Origin of the sequence: Thermococcus sp. 21S7, assembly GCF_012027615.1 — an archaeon.
Taxonomy (GTDB): Archaea; Methanobacteriota_B; Thermococci; order Thermococcales; family Thermococcaceae; genus Thermococcus.
Map to the genome: position 1 here is coordinate 197,612 of NZ_SNUT01000001.1, position 15,749 is coordinate 213,360.

Annotated in this window: 15 protein-coding genes; 6 read left to right on the top strand and 9 right to left on the bottom strand. The window is 56.7% G+C overall.

What is annotated here, in order from left to right; all coding sequences use genetic code 11:
- Positions 1-36: 36 nt before the first annotated feature.
- Positions 37-2,217, bottom strand: coding sequence for an ATP-dependent DNA helicase (locus E3E51_RS01010; protein WP_167911279.1), 2,181 nt, complete (start codon positions 2,215-2,217; stop codon positions 37-39).
- A gap of 72 nt (positions 2,218-2,289) precedes the next feature.
- Here E3E51_RS01010 and E3E51_RS01015 point away from each other — a divergent pair, with 72 nt between their 5' ends.
- The gene (locus tag E3E51_RS01015; RefSeq protein WP_167911280.1) at positions 2,290-2,853 is read left to right on the top strand and encodes a hypothetical protein; all 564 of its coding nucleotides are present in this window, start codon (positions 2,290-2,292) and stop codon (positions 2,851-2,853) included.
- A 5-nt stretch (positions 2,854-2,858) separates the two neighbouring features.
- On the opposite strand, the gene E3E51_RS01020 is transcribed toward E3E51_RS01015, so the two are convergent.
- The 5 genes from E3E51_RS01020 to E3E51_RS01040 all read right to left on the bottom strand — a co-directional run bounded on the left by E3E51_RS01020 (position 2,859) and on the right by E3E51_RS01040 (position 9,289).
- Positions 2,859-3,839: an ABC transporter ATP-binding protein gene (locus E3E51_RS01020; RefSeq protein WP_167911281.1), complete on the bottom strand. Its 981-nt coding sequence runs from the start codon at positions 3,837-3,839 to the stop codon at positions 2,859-2,861.
- A gap of 9 nt (positions 3,840-3,848) precedes the next feature.
- Positions 3,849-4,829 (bottom strand): ABC transporter ATP-binding protein, encoded by a 981-nt coding sequence (locus E3E51_RS01025; protein ID WP_167889632.1) that lies wholly within the window; start codon positions 4,827-4,829, stop codon positions 3,849-3,851.
- A complete protein-coding gene (locus tag E3E51_RS01030) occupies positions 4,822-6,000 on the bottom strand; it encodes an ABC transporter permease (protein WP_167911282.1) in 1,179 nt (392 codons plus the stop codon). Before E3E51_RS01030 ends, E3E51_RS01025 begins: the two co-directional genes overlap by 8 nt.
- 16 nt (positions 6,001-6,016) lie before the next feature.
- Positions 6,017-7,018 carry an ABC transporter permease gene (locus E3E51_RS01035; RefSeq protein ID WP_167911652.1) on the bottom strand — a complete coding sequence of 334 codons (1,002 nt, stop codon included), beginning with the start codon at positions 7,016-7,018 and terminating at the stop codon, positions 6,017-6,019.
- Between the two features lie 81 nt (positions 7,019-7,099).
- On the bottom strand, positions 7,100-9,289 hold the full coding sequence (locus E3E51_RS01040; RefSeq protein WP_167911283.1) for an ABC transporter substrate-binding protein: 2,190 nt from the start codon (positions 9,287-9,289) through the stop codon (positions 7,100-7,102).
- Between the two features lie 226 nt (positions 9,290-9,515).
- Between E3E51_RS01040 and E3E51_RS01045 the strand changes: the two genes are divergently transcribed.
- Positions 9,516-9,761 carry an Lrp/AsnC ligand binding domain-containing protein gene (locus E3E51_RS01045; RefSeq protein WP_088180934.1) on the top strand — a complete coding sequence of 82 codons (246 nt, stop codon included), beginning with the start codon at positions 9,516-9,518 and terminating at the stop codon, positions 9,759-9,761.
- Here E3E51_RS01045 and E3E51_RS01050 read toward each other — a convergent pair whose 3' ends face one another.
- The gene (locus E3E51_RS01050) at positions 9,762-10,109 is read right to left on the bottom strand and encodes a signal recognition particle protein Srp19 (RefSeq protein ID WP_167911653.1); all 348 of its coding nucleotides are present in this window, start codon (positions 10,107-10,109) and stop codon (positions 9,762-9,764) included.
- A gap of 58 nt (positions 10,110-10,167) precedes the next feature.
- Between E3E51_RS01050 and E3E51_RS01055 the strand changes: the two genes are divergently transcribed.
- The 4 genes from E3E51_RS01055 (at position 10,168) to gltA (ending at position 14,042) form a co-directional block, all read left to right on the top strand.
- On the top strand, positions 10,168-10,806 hold the full coding sequence (locus E3E51_RS01055) for a DUF257 family protein (protein ID WP_167911654.1): 639 nt from the start codon (positions 10,168-10,170) through the stop codon (positions 10,804-10,806).
- Entirely contained in the window at positions 10,787-11,548 is a 762-nt protein-coding gene (locus E3E51_RS01060) for a tRNA (adenine-N1)-methyltransferase (protein WP_167911284.1), read from the top strand. Before E3E51_RS01055 ends, E3E51_RS01060 begins: the two co-directional genes overlap by 20 nt.
- Positions 11,549-11,718: 170 nt before the next feature.
- Positions 11,719-12,597: a sulfide/dihydroorotate dehydrogenase-like FAD/NAD-binding protein gene (locus E3E51_RS01065; protein WP_167911285.1), complete on the top strand. Its 879-nt coding sequence runs from the start codon at positions 11,719-11,721 to the stop codon at positions 12,595-12,597.
- Positions 12,597-14,042, top strand: coding sequence for an NADPH-dependent glutamate synthase (gltA, locus tag E3E51_RS01070; protein WP_167911286.1), 1,446 nt, complete (start codon positions 12,597-12,599; stop codon positions 14,040-14,042). The genes E3E51_RS01065 and gltA overlap by 1 nt, the downstream gene beginning before the upstream one ends.
- Before the next feature lie 7 nt (positions 14,043-14,049).
- Here gltA and E3E51_RS01075 read toward each other — a convergent pair whose 3' ends face one another.
- Together E3E51_RS01075 and gcvH are read right to left on the bottom strand one after the other, a co-directional pair.
- Complete coding sequence (locus E3E51_RS01075) at positions 14,050-14,907, bottom strand: ATP-binding protein (RefSeq protein WP_167911655.1); 858 nt, start codon at positions 14,905-14,907, stop codon at positions 14,050-14,052.
- Positions 14,908-15,117: 210 nt separating this feature from the next.
- Complete coding sequence (gene gcvH / locus E3E51_RS01080) at positions 15,118-15,522, bottom strand: glycine cleavage system protein GcvH (protein WP_167911656.1); 405 nt, start codon at positions 15,520-15,522, stop codon at positions 15,118-15,120.
- Positions 15,523-15,749: the final 227 nt, after the last annotated feature.

Here is a 15,749-nt window from a genome sequence, read left to right on the forward strand (position 1 = left end):
GCCCGAGTAAAATAGGGAGATTTAAAAAGATTGGCCCTACTTCAGGAAAGCATCGAGGGTTCCCTTTCGCGCTTTTTCCACCTTTTTGGAGTCTTTTTTAGCACCCTTCGGCATCTCCACGCCGAAGTGACGAAACAAACCTTCAACCACTTTCATTCCGATGCCCTCGACCTCCAGGAGGTCCCTCACCTTGGCGCGCATTATGTCCTCCTGGCTCCTGAAGCCGGCGTTGTAGAGCGCCCTCGCCCTCTTCCTTCCGATGTTGGGGAGCCTGACCAGCTCAAGAAGTTCCTCTCTGACTCCATGCCTCAGCCTGAGGTGCAGGTCTCTCAGGTAGTTCAGCACGTCTTCTTCCGGCTCGAAGAGCCTGTACAGCTCGATGAGGGAGTACATGAGCCAGTCCGCGAGCTCCAGAATTCTGTAGAGGTCTCCGGGGTCCATGTTGTAGGTCTCGTATATCCTCGTCTCCGGAACCTCGTTTATCCAGTCGAGAAGCACCTTTGCCGTTTTTATCTGTCCTAAAAAGCCCTGGAAGCGCGAGTCCTCGTAGTACGGGATGTTCGTGTAAAGCTTGTCCTCCATCTCGTATGCCAGGTCGAGGTAGTCCTCCATCTCCCGCCTCCGGGCGTTCAGAGTGGCCATGTCCGGCGTCGAGGCTATCAGCTGGAAGATTCCGAAGGGATTGGGGTTCCTCCCAATTGCTGGAAAGGCGTCCTTGAACCTCTTCGCCGTCAGCGGGTCGATGTAGAGCTGGGCGGTGCGCTTTCCGAAGGGGAGGGCTATGAAGCGGTCGTCCGTGTCCATGTCCACGAATTCGTTTTCGATGAGGAAGTAGACTATGTCCTTCGCCTTGTACTCTATCGAGCTGGTGTCATCCCGCTGGTGGAAGTAGAAGGTCTTCTCAAGGAAGCCTATCAGCTCTCTGAAGTTCGACACGCCGAAGTTCGTTATCAAAGCCAGAACCTGGCTCCTGAAGGCCTGCTCGTTGGCGAGCATCGAGAACAGCTTTTCAGGCTTTCCGTGGATGTACTTCTCCATCAGCTTCTTCGGGTCTTCCGTTCTGGCGACCACTATGGCCTCCCCAACCCTATCGTACTTCGGCCTCCCTGCTCTGCCCATCATCTGCTGTATTTCGAGAACGGGGATGTCCGTCCAGCCGAAGCCGGCGTAGCGCTTGGTGTCCCGTATGATGACGCGGAACGCGGGGAGGTTTATTCCGGCGCTGAGAGTCGGGGTGGCGGTTATTACCTTAATCAAACCCTCGCGGAAGGCATCCTCTATCATAGTCCTCTCTGCCCTGCCCAGGCCCGCGTGGTGGAAGGCGACGCCGCCCCGCAGTGCCCTCTTAAGCTTCTCGGTTGTGGGGTTGTCCTCTATCGAGTCTGCAAGCTCTTCGAGCCTCCGTTTTTCGGGCTTCGTGAGAAGACGTGATACCTTGGAGGACAGCGAGAGGGCCTCCTTCTCAGCAGAGCGGCGGGTGTTGACGAACACCAGCGCCTGCTTGCCCCTCTTGACCGCGTCAATCGCCAGACTCTCCCAGTTCTCCGGATAGCGCTCCCTCTTTCCGTCCTCCCATACAAGCTCCCCAAGGTGAAAAACGCCCTTCCTCAGCTCGACCGGCCGCCAGTCGCTCACAACGAGCTCCGCGTTGAGCCACTCCGCCAGCTCCCCGGCGTTTCCGACCGTGGCGCTCAGGGCCAGAATCTGGGCCCTGTCGAGCATGTGGCTGAGTATCATCTCCAGCGTCGCTCCTCTGTCGTAGGAGCCTATGAGGTGAACCTCGTCCGCCACGACGAGTTTCACGTCGTTAATCCATCTCGCGCCGTGCCTCAAAAGGGAGTCGAACTTCTCGGCGGTGGCGACGATTATGTCGTACCTCCCGAGCCACTCATCGGTTGAATCGTAATCGCCGGTGGTTGCCGCAACGCGGAGGCCGAGAACTTCCCATGCCTTGAACTCCCGGTACTTCTCTTCGGCAAGGGCTTTGAGCGGAACCAGGTAGACCGCCTTTCCACCCTCGCGGAGGAGCCTGTTGGCCATGACTATCTCGCTCACCAGGGTCTTTCCGCTCGCGGTTGGGATGGCGAGTATGAGGTTTTTTCCCTCCAGGACGCCGCTCTTCAGAGCTTCAGCCTGCGGCGGATAAAGCTCCTCTATGCCCCTCTCGATGATGACCCTCTTAATCCGCTCGTCGATCGGTAGTTCCCCAATCCTCATAGCCCCCAGCTCCGGGATTATTCCTCCGGCGGTTTTATATGCTTATCCCACGTACTCAACGGGGGGAGAGGTATGAGGCTGAGGGTTCCCTACGTGCTCTTCGAGACAAGGACAGGGATGTACGGTGTGGACGCGTACTTTTCGCTGAGGGTGGAGAAACCCGAGAGGCGTGCAACGCTGATAAGAAAGGCCAAAGACCTGATAATTGCCGAGGAAAAGCCGAGGGGAGCACTCTTGGAGTGTGAGTCCGTCGTGGGGTACCTCACCTCACTCTTCGTGACCCTCTACGACCTCAGCGGCGAGAGGTTCAACGAGAGGGCACACCACATGAGGCGCTGGAGCATCTGGCGGCTCATAGGGATACCCACCGGGCATCAGCGGCACGTGGACAGGGACGAGGAGCTGGCCAAGAAGAACCGGGAGGCCCTGCTGGCCCTGGCGATAATGAGGAAGGTCCTCGGGATAAAGAGTCCCGCGGAGCTGGGGGAAACCGTGGTGAAACCCGGGGGCTATGCAGTCCTCGAATTCGAAGTGGACGGCCGGGAAGTCAGCGACCCCGTTTACAGGGAACTGCTCAAAATAGACTCCAACGCAGGAATGGCACTCCAGTGGCTGGGAAGGGAAAATAGGGAATAGAAAAATCATGCCTTTCCGTAGAGCCAGCAGGCGACGTAGTGGCCGTTCTCGACCTCCACCAGCGGGGGCTCTTTTTTGTCGCAGAGTCCCGCCTTGGCAAACGGACATCTCGGGTGGAAGCGGCATCCCTGGGGCGGGTTTATCGGGCTCGGCGGCTCTCCTTCTACCTTCATGCGCTTTGCCTTGAGCTCCCTCGACAGCTCCGGGTCGGGAACGGGTATGGCAGACAGCAGGAACTTGGTGTACGGGTGGAGGGGGTTTTCGAAGATCTCTTCCGCCGGCCCGACCTCAACGAGCTTTCCGAGATACATAACGCCCATCCTGTGGCTCATGTACTTAACGACACCGAGGTCGTGGCTGATGAACAGGTACGTGAAGCCGAACTCCCTCTGGAGGTCCTTGAGGGTGTTGAGGATGTTGGCCTGAACCGAAACGTCGAGGGCCGAGGTGGGCTCGTCGAGGACTATGAACTCCGGCCTGAGGGCCAGCAGTCTGGCGAGGGCTATTCTCTGCCTCTGGCCGCCGCTGAACTCGTGGGGATAGCGGTAGAGGTGCATCTCGTTGAGGCCGACGCTCTCCAAGAGCCTTATCACGAACTCCTCGGGGTCGTCAACGGGTATCTTGTGGAAGCGGACTGGTTCCATGATGACCTCGAAGACCGTCTGCCTGGGGTTGAGTGAGGAGTAGGGGTCCTGGAACATGATCTGGGCCTTCCGCCTGAACCACTTCATTTCCTCGCCCTTGAGCTTCGTGACGTCCTTGCCCTGGAAGATGATTTGACCGCTTGTGGGTTCGATGAGGCGGAGGATGGTCCTTCCGGTGGTTGTTTTTCCACAGCCGCTCTCTCCGACGAGACCGAAGGTTTCACCCCGGTTTATCCTGAAGCTGACGTCGTCAACGGCCTTAACGTAGCCCTCGGTTCTGAAAAGGCCCCTGATGGGGAAATACTTCTTGAGGTTTTTAACTTCGAGTATCGGCTCGCTCATGGTATCACCTCAGTAAAGGTGGCACGCCACGAAGTGACCGGGCTCTATCTCCTTCAGCTCGGGGACCTTATCCTTGCAGACGCCCATGACCCTCGGGCACCTCGGGTGGAAGCGGCATCCCCCTGGCGGCTCTATCAGGTTGGGAACCGTTCCCGGGATGGTATCGAGCCGCTCTATCTTCGCCAGCGGGTTGGGAACTGCCCTGAGGAGACCCTGCGTGTACGGGTGGAGCGGGTTCTTGAATATCTGGTCAACGGAGCCAATCTCGACTATTTTACCCGCGTACATGACGGCAACGCGGTCGGCCATTTCCGCGACGACACCCATGTTGTGGGTGATGAGTATCACGGTGGTGTTGTACTCGCGCTTGAGCTTGTTCATCAGCTCTAGTATCTGGGCCTGAACCGTGACGTCGAGGGCGGTCGTTGGCTCGTCGGCGATGAGTATCTTGGGGTTGTTGGCGACGCCCGTTCCGATGACGACACGCTGTTTCATTCCTCCGCTCATCTCGTGGGGGTAGTTCTTTACCCTGTTCTCCGGGTCGGGGATGAGGACGCGGCGGAGAATATCGACGGCCTTCTTAAAGCCCTCTTTCCAGTCCTTGACCGTGTTGTGAACCACCATTCCCTCGGCTATCTGGTACCCCACCGTGTAGAGCGGGTCGAGCGACGCATGGGGGTCCTGGAAGATGTAGGCTATCTCCTTGCCCCTTATGTCCCTTATTTCCTCGGAGCTCAGCTTGAGAAGATCGACGGTCGAACCATCCTCTCTGTGGTAAATCACGCTGCCCTCCACAATCTTTCCGGGGCTCTCGATGAGCTGGGTGAGGGCGCGCGAGGTAACGCTCTTTCCACAGCCGGTTTCACCGACGAGCGCGAAGGTCTCGCCGCGGTAAACGTCGAAGGAGACCCTTTCGATGGCCTTGACTATTCCAGCGTAGGTGTAAAAGTGGACGGTCAGGTCGCGGACCTCAAGGATCGGCTCAGGCATTGCTCTCACCCTCCTTCTTGGCCTTCTTAACCTTGAACTCTATGCTCCTCCTCGTCTTCGGGTCGAGGATGTCCCTCATCGTGTCACCGAGGAGGTTCCATCCGAGGGCCACGAGCATGATCATGAAGCCCGAGAACGTAACGAGCCACCAGTGCTCCGGGAAGTACTGGGAGCCGTCGTAGACTATCCTGCCCCAGTCCGCTATCGGCGGCGTTGCACCAAGACCGAGGAAGCTCAGGCCGGCCTCCATCAGGATGACGCCACCGAAGTCGAGGGTGATGTAGACGAGTATCGGCCCGATGATGTTGGGCAGGATGTGCTTGAACATTATCGTTCTGGAGCTGAGTCCTATGGCGCGGGCGGCTTCAACGTAGAGGCTCTCCCTCTCGGTGAGGGTCGAACCGCGTGTTATTCTGGCGTAGGCAGGCCACCAGACTATGATCATGGCGAGTATGACGGCGAGGAGCTTTCCGAGGTTGCCGGCGTCCTGGGGTTCAAGCGCGAAGAGCCACAGCACGAAGCTCTGGACGGACTCATGGGTGGAGATGAAGTTCTGAAGCCTCTGCGGGAGCACGGCGGAGAAGGCCATGGCGAGGATGAGCGCCGGGAAGGCCAGGAACACATCGGTGATGCGCATGACGAGCTCGTCAACCTTGCCGCCGTAGTACCCGGCGATGAGACCCAGGATGATGCCCAGGGGCACGCCGAGGACTATGACGACTATCGATATCACCAGGGAGACCCTGGCCCCGTAGAGGATGAGGCTGACGAGGTCCCTACCGAAGTTGTCCGCACCCAGCGTGTAGTGGATGTTCGTGGTGTACTGGATGATGTTGTCCCCCCTAAGCTCGGTAACGTTCAGGAAGTACGTCGAGCCGGGCGGGGCGAGGTAGGTGCTCATGTTGTAGTTGGTCGGGAAGAACCGGTAGTTCCACGTGGCGAGGCTGGGGCCGAATATGCCGAGGAGCACAAACATCAGCACGAGCGCCAGTCCTATGAGGCCCGGCGGGGAGCGGTTGAGGGCGTAGAGCATGAGCTTCCATTCTTCCATCTTGGAGCGGTTTTTCTTCTTCCAGTCCTTCTTGAACAGACTTATGAAGCTTCCAAATCCCTCGACGAGCTTATCGGAGAGCTTGTCAAGAATGTTTGATTTGTACTCTTCCCTGCCCATTTTATCACCCCCGGCGTCAGTACCTCACCCTCGGGTCTATCAGGGCGTAGAGTATGTCCACGACGAGGTTCGTTATGAGGAATATCAGGGCGAAGATCATGGTTATGGCCACGACCGCGGGGAAGTCGAGGTTCCTGATCGAGTCGATAACGTAGGAACCCATTCCCGGGAGGCCGAACACCGTCTCGGTGATAGGGGTTCCGCCGAGCAGTCCTCCGAACTGAAGGCCGAGGACGGTGACTATCGGAACCATGGCGTTCTTGAGGGCGTGGCGGTAGATTCCCCTCTTGGGAACGCCCTTGGCCTTGAGGAACCCAACGTAGTCGCTGCCTATGGCCTCAAGGAAGCTGTTCCTGACGAACCTGGCGAGAACGCCGGCACCCATGAATCCCAGCGTGAAGCCGGGGAGCCAGAGCCTGTGGAGGTGCTGGCTGAAGGTCGAGAAGTCCCCGGTGATGAGGGCGTCTATCATTGGAATGTGAGTTATCTGGTGCTCGGGCGGGGCCGGGAAGCCGGCGAGGGTTATCCAGTGAACCTCGACGAAGAACACGTATATGAGAAGGTAGCCCAGCCAGAAGACCGGCATTGAAACGCCGGTGAGGGCGAAGAACCTGATGACGGTGTCTATCCACGTGTTTCTCTTAAGGGCCGAGATTATGCCAAGGGGAATACCTATTATCAGGATGAAGAAGAACGCCACCAATGCCAACTCAAACGTCACGGGGAAACGATCCCGTATATCGTCAAGGACGTAGTTGGACGTCCTCGGGTCGATTATGCTGTTCCGCGCCAGTCCGCTCACGAGGAACCAGTACTGGTCGTACCAGGGCTCATCGAGGTGGTACTCCTTCTTTATCTGCTCCATGTACGCCTGACTCGCCTTCTCACCGCCAGCCCATGCCCTGGCAACGTCCGCAGGGATAACGTAGGCGATCAGAAAGACTATGAGGGTAACTCCAATGAGGGTGGGGATAAACGTGAGGAGCCTTCTTATTAGGAACTTCTTCAGGTTCGCCAATCCGATTCCCCCCTGTGCCGTTGACTTTATCATTCTAAATCTCCGCCAAAAACCACGAACAGAAAAAAAGAAAGATTAGAATCAGCTGACACTTACCTCGACGCTCGTGAACTCGGTGGCGCCGTAGAGGAACGGGCCGACCCAGTTGTCGGAGTCGAGGTAGTCCGGGACCCATCCGACGATGTAAACGTCGTACTCGCCGTGCTCAGTCTTGTCAAGGTAGGTCGGCCAGTTGTAGCTGTTGATGGTGACCTGGAAGCCGAGCTGGCTCCAGACGTTCTGGAGGAGGGTCATAATCTTCTCACGGGCGCTGTTGCCCTCGTTGTAGATGAGCTCAATCTTGTACTTGGTCGGGTCAACACCCGCCTGGTTGAGGAGCTGCTTGGCCTTGGCGAGGTTGTACTTGTACTTGGTTATGCCTTCCTCGGTGTAGCCCGGCCACGGCTTCGGTATCGGACCGTAGTTCCTGGCGAGGAGTCCCTGGTACACGACCTGGGAGATCTGGTCGTACGGGACGGCGTAGGCCATGGCCTCCCTGACGAGCGGGTCGTTGAAGGGCTCCTTCTGGGTGTTGAAGACGAGGAAGGTCAGTATCGGCTGGAGGATGTCGGTCTTAACGACGGACTTGAAGCCCTGAAGCTCAAGGCCCTTAACCGTGTCCATCTTCTCGGGCGGTATGACAACGACATCGGCGGTGCCGGTTTTGAACAGGTTGATCCTGGCCATGGCGTCGCTGTTGATGACGTAGATGACCCTCTTGTGGCCTGGGTTGGCGGTGGCGTTCCAGTAGTGCGGGTTGTACTCAAGGACTATGTAGGCGTCCTTCTGGTAGTCGGCGATGTAGAACGGTCCGGTTCCGACGGGCTTGTTGTGCATGAGCTGGTGGGTCGGGTCGCCCTTGCCCTCGCTCAGGTAGCTCCACCAAGCGCTCGGGTTGTGGCCGTTATCGCTCGCCTGGAGGGCCTCCTGGTACTTGTCGCCGAGGAGATACTCCATCGGGACGACGCTGAGGAACGGGTCGGCGAGTATTCCGAGAACCGGGGCGTACGGAGCCGGGAGAACGAGCTTGAAGACTCCAGCGGTGTCGCCGTTGTAGCCAAAGAACTGCTTGAGCTCGTCGAGGCTCTTGACCTCGGTGCTCTTGCCGTTGAACTCGGCTATGAGTGGGTGCTCCTTGAGGTACTGGTCGAACTCCTCCTCCGTGATGGCCGCCGAGTGGTTAACGTCCATAAAGCTGTCAACCATCCAGCTGACGCTGTGGCCGAGCCTCTCAACGCGGAGGAAGGTGAAGGCAACGTCGGTGGCGTCGATCGGGTAGGTCTTGTCGTCCCACGGGTCGTAGGCCTGGACACCGCCGCGGATGAGGAAGTACCACTCGGTACCATCCTCGTTGTGGGCCCAGGCAACGGCGAGGTCCGGGCTGACCTCCTCGGTCTCTTCCTTCCAGTAGGTGACGAGGGTGTCACCGACCTCGTGCCAGATCTCCCATCCAAAGGTCTCGTAGGTCATGGCCGGGTCAAAGCTCTCCGGCCAGCCGATGGTGGCTATGGTGTAGGTCTCGGGGTCGTTCTTGTAGTCCTTGATACCAATCTTGACGGAGGGAGCGTTCTGGTCCTCGCTGAGGAGGTCATAGCGCTCCGCAAGGGTCGGGTGGTAGTAGCGTCCCTTAACCCAGTCCCAGTAAACACGGAGCTGCTTGTTCTGGCCGAGGATGACCTCCGGGGCGAGCTTGTTTCCGAGCATGTAGATGGCCTTGAAGAGCTCGGTTCTTATGGTCGGGTCGGTCTGACGCCTGGCGGCCACAACGAGGGCATCGACGTGCTCATCGCGGAAGAAGGCCGGATCGATGGCACCAAATCCCTGACCCTTCTCCATGAGGGTCTTGACGTCCGGGGTATTGGCGGTGTCAACCTCGTACTCGACCTTTATGACCTTCCTGTCGCTCGGAACCTCAACGGTCGGGCTGGCGCCCTTCGGACCGACGACCACGACGCTCTTGTCGGTGACGATAACGTAGACGTCATCCATCTCCAGTATCCCAGGCTTTACCTCCGCGGGGGTCTGCGTCTGGGTGGCCGACTGACTTGATGTCGTGGTGGTGCCGCCGGAAGTCGCCTCAGAAGACGTGGTCTGGGTGCCCGTCGGGCTTCCAGTGGAGCTCTGTGGGATGGTGGTTGTCTCACCGTTACTTCCACCTATACAGCCGCTGGCTGCAACAGAAAAAACCACCAAAAAAACCACTAACAGGGCTATTGAACCTTTGGCCTTCATTAATACCCACCCCTGTACATTAAGGGCATGAACAATAGGGTGAATGTAGTAATAAACCTTTCGATACCACTAGCAGTACTATAAAGGCCCTCTAGATGCACTATTGGTTACTTAGAGACAGCGTTCTCATAGTGCAACCTTCTGAGGATACCCGAAAAAACTACGAAAAGCTTAAATGAGATGGAGGGCTAAATAAAGGCGTAAAGCCTTTCAGCGGTGGTGGAAAATGGTTAGGTCGTACGTTTTATTGACTGTGGAGATTGGGAAGGTCGAAAGCGTTATAGACGCCCTCAAACAGATACCGGGCGTTACGAGGGCGGACGCCGTCACCGGACCCTACGATGCGATAGTTCACATCGAGGCCAAGGACCTCGGTGAGCTCACCAGGAAGATACTCCACGACATACACAACATCGATGGCGTCATAGACACTACTACCGCCATAGTCGTGGAGATGGAAGAAGAGGAGTGATCACCTCTTTTTCTTCCTGGATTTGTGCTTCTTCTTGCCTTTGGCTTTAGCCTGGGTTTTTCGGATTTCCCTGATCTTCTGGCTGATCATTTTGAGACTCTTCCCCTTGGGGTGCTTGCCCTCAATGCGGAGCATTCCCCTGAGCCTGTACTCTTCGTCTAGGCCCGCCAAACGGGGGTTGAGCTTCGACTCGTCCATCTCGATTATCTTCATGCCCAGTGCCCTCGCGGCATCCGCTATCTCCTGGATTTTCGGACCGTCAACGGCGAATTCCTTTCCGATTGCCCTGCCGTACCTTCTGCTCAACCGCGCATCAAGTTCGCTGGGCCACACCACAAACCGTTTCATCCCTTCCACCTAACAAGGTTTAAAAGAGGAGCCGTTAAAAACCCTTTTGGTGGGAGGGATGAATCCTTCGGAGTTCGAGGGTTATCTTTTGGGCCGCATCCACCGGGGAGACATAGTTCTCATTGAGTACCGCTCCACATACAGGATAGATGGATTTGCGTGGGGCTTTGTCATCCCTGCACTGGCTAGGGTTGGGAGCATCGTAATCTGGGATTTCTTCGGAATCGGGAACCTGCTCTTCAAGAACTACGCCCGGAAGATGAAGGGGGAGGAGTACGTCCGGATTCTCGAACTTCTGAAGGATGTTCGCATTGTAAAGATAGGTCCAGGCAGCATAAGCTACGGGGAGGTCATAGAGGAAGTGACTCCTTCGTACAGGGTTCAGGATTTCATTAAAAATTACTACACAACAATCCAGAGGATGGAAAGACTTCCCCTGAAACCTACGCATGTGATCACCTTTGGACTTGCGAACTACATAAACTTTGGAGGAAACGAAACCCTGAAGCACATACTGACGGCCCTCAGCACGATTCCGATGGAAGACTGGGCCACGCTGAACTTCGTCAACGTGGATATACTGACGGCCGAACAGCTGGCCATTTTGGAGGAGATAGCGGCCGCTGTTTTCTTCGTGTCGGAGGATGGAATTAAAATAAAAAAGGGCGGTGAGATTTTTGATTCGAGAGGGGGATAGGGTTCTTTTGGTCGACAGGAGGGGAAAGAGGTACCTCGTGACGGTCTCGAAGGGGGAGTTCCACACCGACCTTGGTATAATCAACCTCGGCGAGCTGGTGGAGAAGGACTACGGGGAAAGCGTTCTCAGCCACAAGGGCGAGGAGTTCAGGATACTGAAGCCGGACGTCAACGACATCATAGCGAAGATGCGTCGCGGCCCCCAAATCGTCCATCCCAAGGACGCTGGCATAATAATCGCCTACGCCGGCATTTCCCCTGGGAACACAGTGATAGAGGCCGGCGTTGGAAGCGGTGCTTTAACGATATTTCTCGCGAACATAGTTGGCCCTCAGGGCAGGGTCATCAGCTACGAACTCAGGGAGGATTTTGCAAGGATAGCCCAGAAGAACGTCGAACTCGCGGGCTTCGCCGACAGGGTCACGATAAAGCTCAAGAACATCTACGACGGTATAGACGAGGAAAGCGCGGATCACATAGTCCTCGACCTGCCCCAGCCGGAGAACGTTCTCCCCCACGCGGTTGAGGTTCTGAAACCGGGTGGCTACTTCGTCGCCTACACACCGTGCACCAACCAGGTACACCGCTTTTTCCAGGCGTTTCAGGAGTACAGGGAGCACTTCTACAAACCGAGGGTCGTTGAGGTTCTCGTCAGGGAGCACGAGGTCAAGAGGGAGTGCATGAGGCCAAAGACGACCATGCTGGCGCACACGGGCTACCTAACGTTTATCCGGAAGCTCTGATTTTCAGCCTTTTGAATATGCGGCCTTTTCTTGAAAATTTCTCGTGGAGGAAGGTTTATTCCGAAATCTGTTCGCCCAGCTGGACCAAAGGTTAGCAACATCTTTATAAACACCTTTGGTTGCAAACCTTTAGATGTCCAAATTTGACCACCTGCACGGAGGTGTTCATCGTGTATAAAATCCTTGAGAAAAAAGAGATCGCCATGAGAAACACCTGGTACAAGATTCACGCCCCCCACGTTGCCAAGAAAACCAAACCCGGACAGTTTGTCATCGTCAGGGCATTCAAAAACGGGGAGAGGATTCCCCTCACTCCCGTCATGTGGGATCCCGAGGAGGGATGGATAGTTCTCATCGTCTTCGCTAGGGGAAAAACGACGGCGAGAATGGCCGCGGAGCTGAGGGAGGGTGGCGAGATACTCAACGTTGCCGGCCCCCTGGGGAACCCCGCGGAGATGAAGAGGTTCGGGAAGATACTCGCGATTGGAGCCTACACCGGAATAGTCGAGGTCTACCCCATAGCAAAGGCCTGGCAGGAGCTTGGGAACGACGTGACCACGCTCCACGTGACCTTCGACCCGATGGTGATCCTCAAGGACGAGCTTGAGAAGGCGGTCGGCAGGCACGTTCTTGAGACGGTCCCCATAGACCCGAACCTAGACTTCCCAACGAACATGAAGAACGTCACCGGGCGGCTGACAGAGAAGGTTCGCGAGATGCTTGAGAACGGGCACTACGACCTCGTCTTTATGGTCGGCCCAACCGGGGATCAGAAGGCGGTCTTCGACGTTGTCAGGGAGTTCGGGGTTCCGATGAAAGCGGACCTCCACCCGATAATGGTGGACGGGACCGGCATGTGCGGCGCCTGCCGCGTCACCGTCGGCGGCGAGGTTAAGTTTGCCTGCATAGACGGGCCGGAGTTCGACGCATACCAGGTCGCCTGGGATGAGCTGATAGCGAGAAGCGGGTACTACACGGATATGGAGCAGAGGGCCATGCAGGAGTACATGAAACTCTTCGAGCAGGCCCTCCAAGGAGGTGAGCAGTGATGGCCGTCAAGAGGAAGATCATCAAGGAGCGCGTTCCGACGCCGGAGAGGCCGGCGGAGGAGAGAATAAAGAGCTTCGCCGAGGTCAACCTTGGCTACACCTTCGAGCTTGCCGTTAAGGAGGCCGAGCGCTGCCTCCAGTGTCCCTACAACTACGCACCCTGTATAAAAGGCTGTCCGGTTCACATCGACATTCCTGGCTTCATAAGCAAACTCGTCCAGTACCGCGACGACCCCGACAAGGCCGTCAAGGAGGCCCTCAGCGTCATCTGGGCCTGCAACTCTCTGCCAGCTACCACCGGGAGGGTCTGCCCGCAGGAGGATCAGTGCGAGATGAACTGTGTCATGGGCAGGGTCGGAGACAAGATAAACATCGGCAAGCTTGAGAGATTTGTGGCGGACTACGCGCGCGAGAAGGGCATAGACGAGGAGCTTCTCTTTGAGATGATCCCGAGAATAGAGAAGAAGGGTCAGAAGGTTGCTATTATCGGAGCCGGACCCGCAGGACTCACCGCCGCCGGCGAGCTGGCGAAGCTCGGCTACGACGTTACCATCTACGAGGCCCTTCATGAGGCGGGCGGAGTGCTCATGTACGGCATCCCCGAGTTCAGGCTACCGAAGAGCATCGTCGAGAGCGAGATCGACAAGCTCAGGAAGCTTGGGGTCAAGATACTCACCGACCACATCGTCGGAAAGACCGTGACCATTGAGGAGCTTCTTGAGGAGTACGATGCGGTCTTCATAGGCTCCGGAGCCGGAACCCCGAGGCTTATCAACGCCCCCGGAATAAACCTCAACGGAATCTATACCGCCAACGAGTTCCTCACGCGCGTGAACCTCATGAAGGCTTACAAGTTCCCCGAGTACGACACCCCCGTCAAGGTCGGCAAGAAGGTCGTCGTCATAGGCGCCGGAAACACCGCCATGGACGCCGCGAGGAGCGCGAGGCGCTTCGGTGCCGAGGTCACCATAGCCTACCGCCGCGGCCCGGAGGACGTCAGCGCGAGGGTTGAAGAGGTTGAGCATGCCAAGGAGGAAGGCATAGAGTTCGAGTTCTTCGTCAACCCCGTGGAGTTCATCGGTGACGGCAATGGCAACCTGAAGGCGGTTAAGTTCGAGAAGATGAAGGCCCTCGACGAGAGGGACAGCAGGGGCAAGAGGAAGATAGTCGGAACCGGCGAGTACGTGACGATAGAGGCCGAGACGGTAGTCATAGCCATCGGAAAGCACCCCAACAGGCTCATCGTCAACACTCCCGGCCTGAAGGTCGAGCGCGGAAGGATAGTCGTTGACAAGAACCTGATGACCAGCATTCCCGGAGTTTTCGCCGGTGGGGACGCGATAAGGGGAGAGGCAACGGTTATCCTCGCAATGGGCGACGGAAGGAGAGCCGCTAAGGCCATCCACGAGTACCTCACGAGTAAGAGGGAAAACGGAAACGCGTGAACTTCCTTTATTTTTCTTTGAAGCACGCCTCCAGTATTGGATCGGGAATGTGGTAATAGACGTTTCTGCCTTCTTTAACCTTCTCAAGGAACGAAGAATCGACGAGCGCCTTCAGAAGCCTCGCCAGCACGCTGTCGGCTACACTCTTTCCTTCTTTTCGTTCGAGGTACTCCTTTATCTCTTCCCACGTGTTCCTTCCGCTCGCAACTGCGCGCATTATCTCCAGGTAGCGTTTCCTCGCCGAGGACCTCTTTGAGAGGAAGTTCTCGAATTCATCCATGGCAAGGGCATTCGCCTCCTCAAAAACATCATCAATTAGCTTCTCGGAGAGCCCTTTTTCCATGGCATTTCTGCCGAAGAGAACCAGCCATCCCACTATTCCACCGAGCCTCTCAACTGCGGTCTCGATTAAGTCTTCCGGAGGAGCAAGTCCAACCTGCTCAAACCCCTGAATCAGGAAGTCCCTGCTCTGCTCCCCCGTGAACCTTGAGAGGGTAACCTCGTGGAAGTACCTGCCGTAGAGGGGCGCCTTGGGATCGTCCACGCCGAGGTAGTCATGGAGCAGGCCAACTTCAGAGCCAGTCATGACTATTCTCAGGTTCGAGTAGTCGTAGAGGTGAGCGATTAGGCCCGCAAACTCGCTCCCGACAGGCCCGCGGAGGTACTGAACCTCGTCAAAAGCGAGGACAACGTCATACTTTTCCAGCTCACGGAAGAGCGCTATGAGGTCGGTTTTCTCCCCTTTCCAGGAAAAGCTTACCCCGAGGCTAAGAACCCGGAGACCGGCTATGTTTTTGAGCTCGGGTTTAATCTCCTCCCAGAGGTTACGGTTTTCGCGGAAAAATTCATTGATGGAGCTTTCTATCCTTTTGGAAACTGCGCTTTGCGCAGCACCGTGATGATGGGCATACTGGCCGAGCCGCTAGACTTTTAACCTTCTCCAGAGTAGAAAAAGCGAGCGATGAAGACCTCTAGGGTATCTGAAGCCGTCTCCACGGCTGTGATGATGGTCAAAAACTGAGCTCAATCCCCCGTTCTCCCGGAACACTCATGGGAATAGAAAAGGACAGAACGCTCAAAGGCTCTCAAGGTACTCCGCATAGGCCTCCGCGGCCATGAGCTCCTTGAGTTCCTCGTCGAGGTTGCTCGGCTTGAGCTTGACGATCCAGTGCTCGTAGGGCTCCTCGTTGAGAACCTCGGGGCTGTCCTCAAGCTCCTCGTTGACCTCCACCACCTCGCCGCTGACGGGAGCGTAGACCTCGGAAACTGCCTTGACGCTCTCAAGCTCACAGAGAACGTCGCCCTTGTTGAGCTCCTTCCCGACCTCGGGAAGCTCAACGTAGGCAAGGTCTCCGAGCTCCTTCTGGGCGTAGTCGCTTATTCCAACGAGGACGGTTCCGTCCTCAAGAACCTGGACCCACTCGTGGTCCTTCGTGTAGTAGAGGCCTTCCTTGACCCTGTATTCGCCAACCTCAATCATGAACATCACCGTCCACAATATCACCGTCGGGCATTTAAACCTTTCCGCGGGGAGGCTTATAAAACACCCTCGAAAATTTTCGTCGCCTAACGAAGAACGATAACGGAAGTGGCAGAGTCCCCATAAAACTCCAATGCTGCTGAAGGGGCGCGACGCTCCTGAACTTCAGCGTGGGCCGGGACGCGGACCCATAATCTTCGGCACGGAGTTTGAGGTTAGAATCGAAA

Excerpts from the sequence above, each read along its gene's own strand:
- E3E51_RS01010 (WP_167911279.1), bottom strand. The coding sequence starts at position 2,217 with ATGAGGATTGGGGAACTACCGATCGACGAGCGGATTAAGAGGGTCATC.
- E3E51_RS01015 (WP_167911280.1), top strand. The coding sequence starts at position 2,290 with ATGAGGCTGAGGGTTCCCTACGTGCTCTTCGAGACAAGGACAGGGATG.
- E3E51_RS01020 (WP_167911281.1), bottom strand. The coding sequence starts at position 3,839 with ATGAGCGAGCCGATACTCGAAGTTAAAAACCTCAAGAAGTATTTCCCC.
- E3E51_RS01025 (WP_167889632.1), bottom strand. The coding sequence starts at position 4,829 with ATGCCTGAGCCGATCCTTGAGGTCCGCGACCTGACCGTCCACTTTTAC.
- E3E51_RS01030 (WP_167911282.1), bottom strand. The coding sequence starts at position 6,000 with ATGGGCAGGGAAGAGTACAAATCAAACATTCTTGACAAGCTCTCCGAT.
- E3E51_RS01040 (WP_167911283.1), bottom strand. The coding sequence starts at position 9,289 with ATGAAGGCCAAAGGTTCAATAGCCCTGTTAGTGGTTTTTTTGGTGGTT.
- E3E51_RS01045 (WP_088180934.1), top strand. The coding sequence starts at position 9,516 with ATGGTTAGGTCGTACGTTTTATTGACTGTGGAGATTGGGAAGGTCGAA.
- E3E51_RS01050 (WP_167911653.1), bottom strand. The coding sequence starts at position 10,109 with ATGAAACGGTTTGTGGTGTGGCCCAGCGAACTTGATGCGCGGTTGAGC.
- E3E51_RS01055 (WP_167911654.1), top strand. The coding sequence starts at position 10,168 with ATGAATCCTTCGGAGTTCGAGGGTTATCTTTTGGGCCGCATCCACCGG.
- gltA (WP_167911286.1), top strand. The coding sequence starts at position 12,597 with ATGGCCGTCAAGAGGAAGATCATCAAGGAGCGCGTTCCGACGCCGGAG.
- gcvH (WP_167911656.1), bottom strand. The coding sequence starts at position 15,522 with ATGATTGAGGTTGGCGAATACAGGGTCAAGGAAGGCCTCTACTACACG.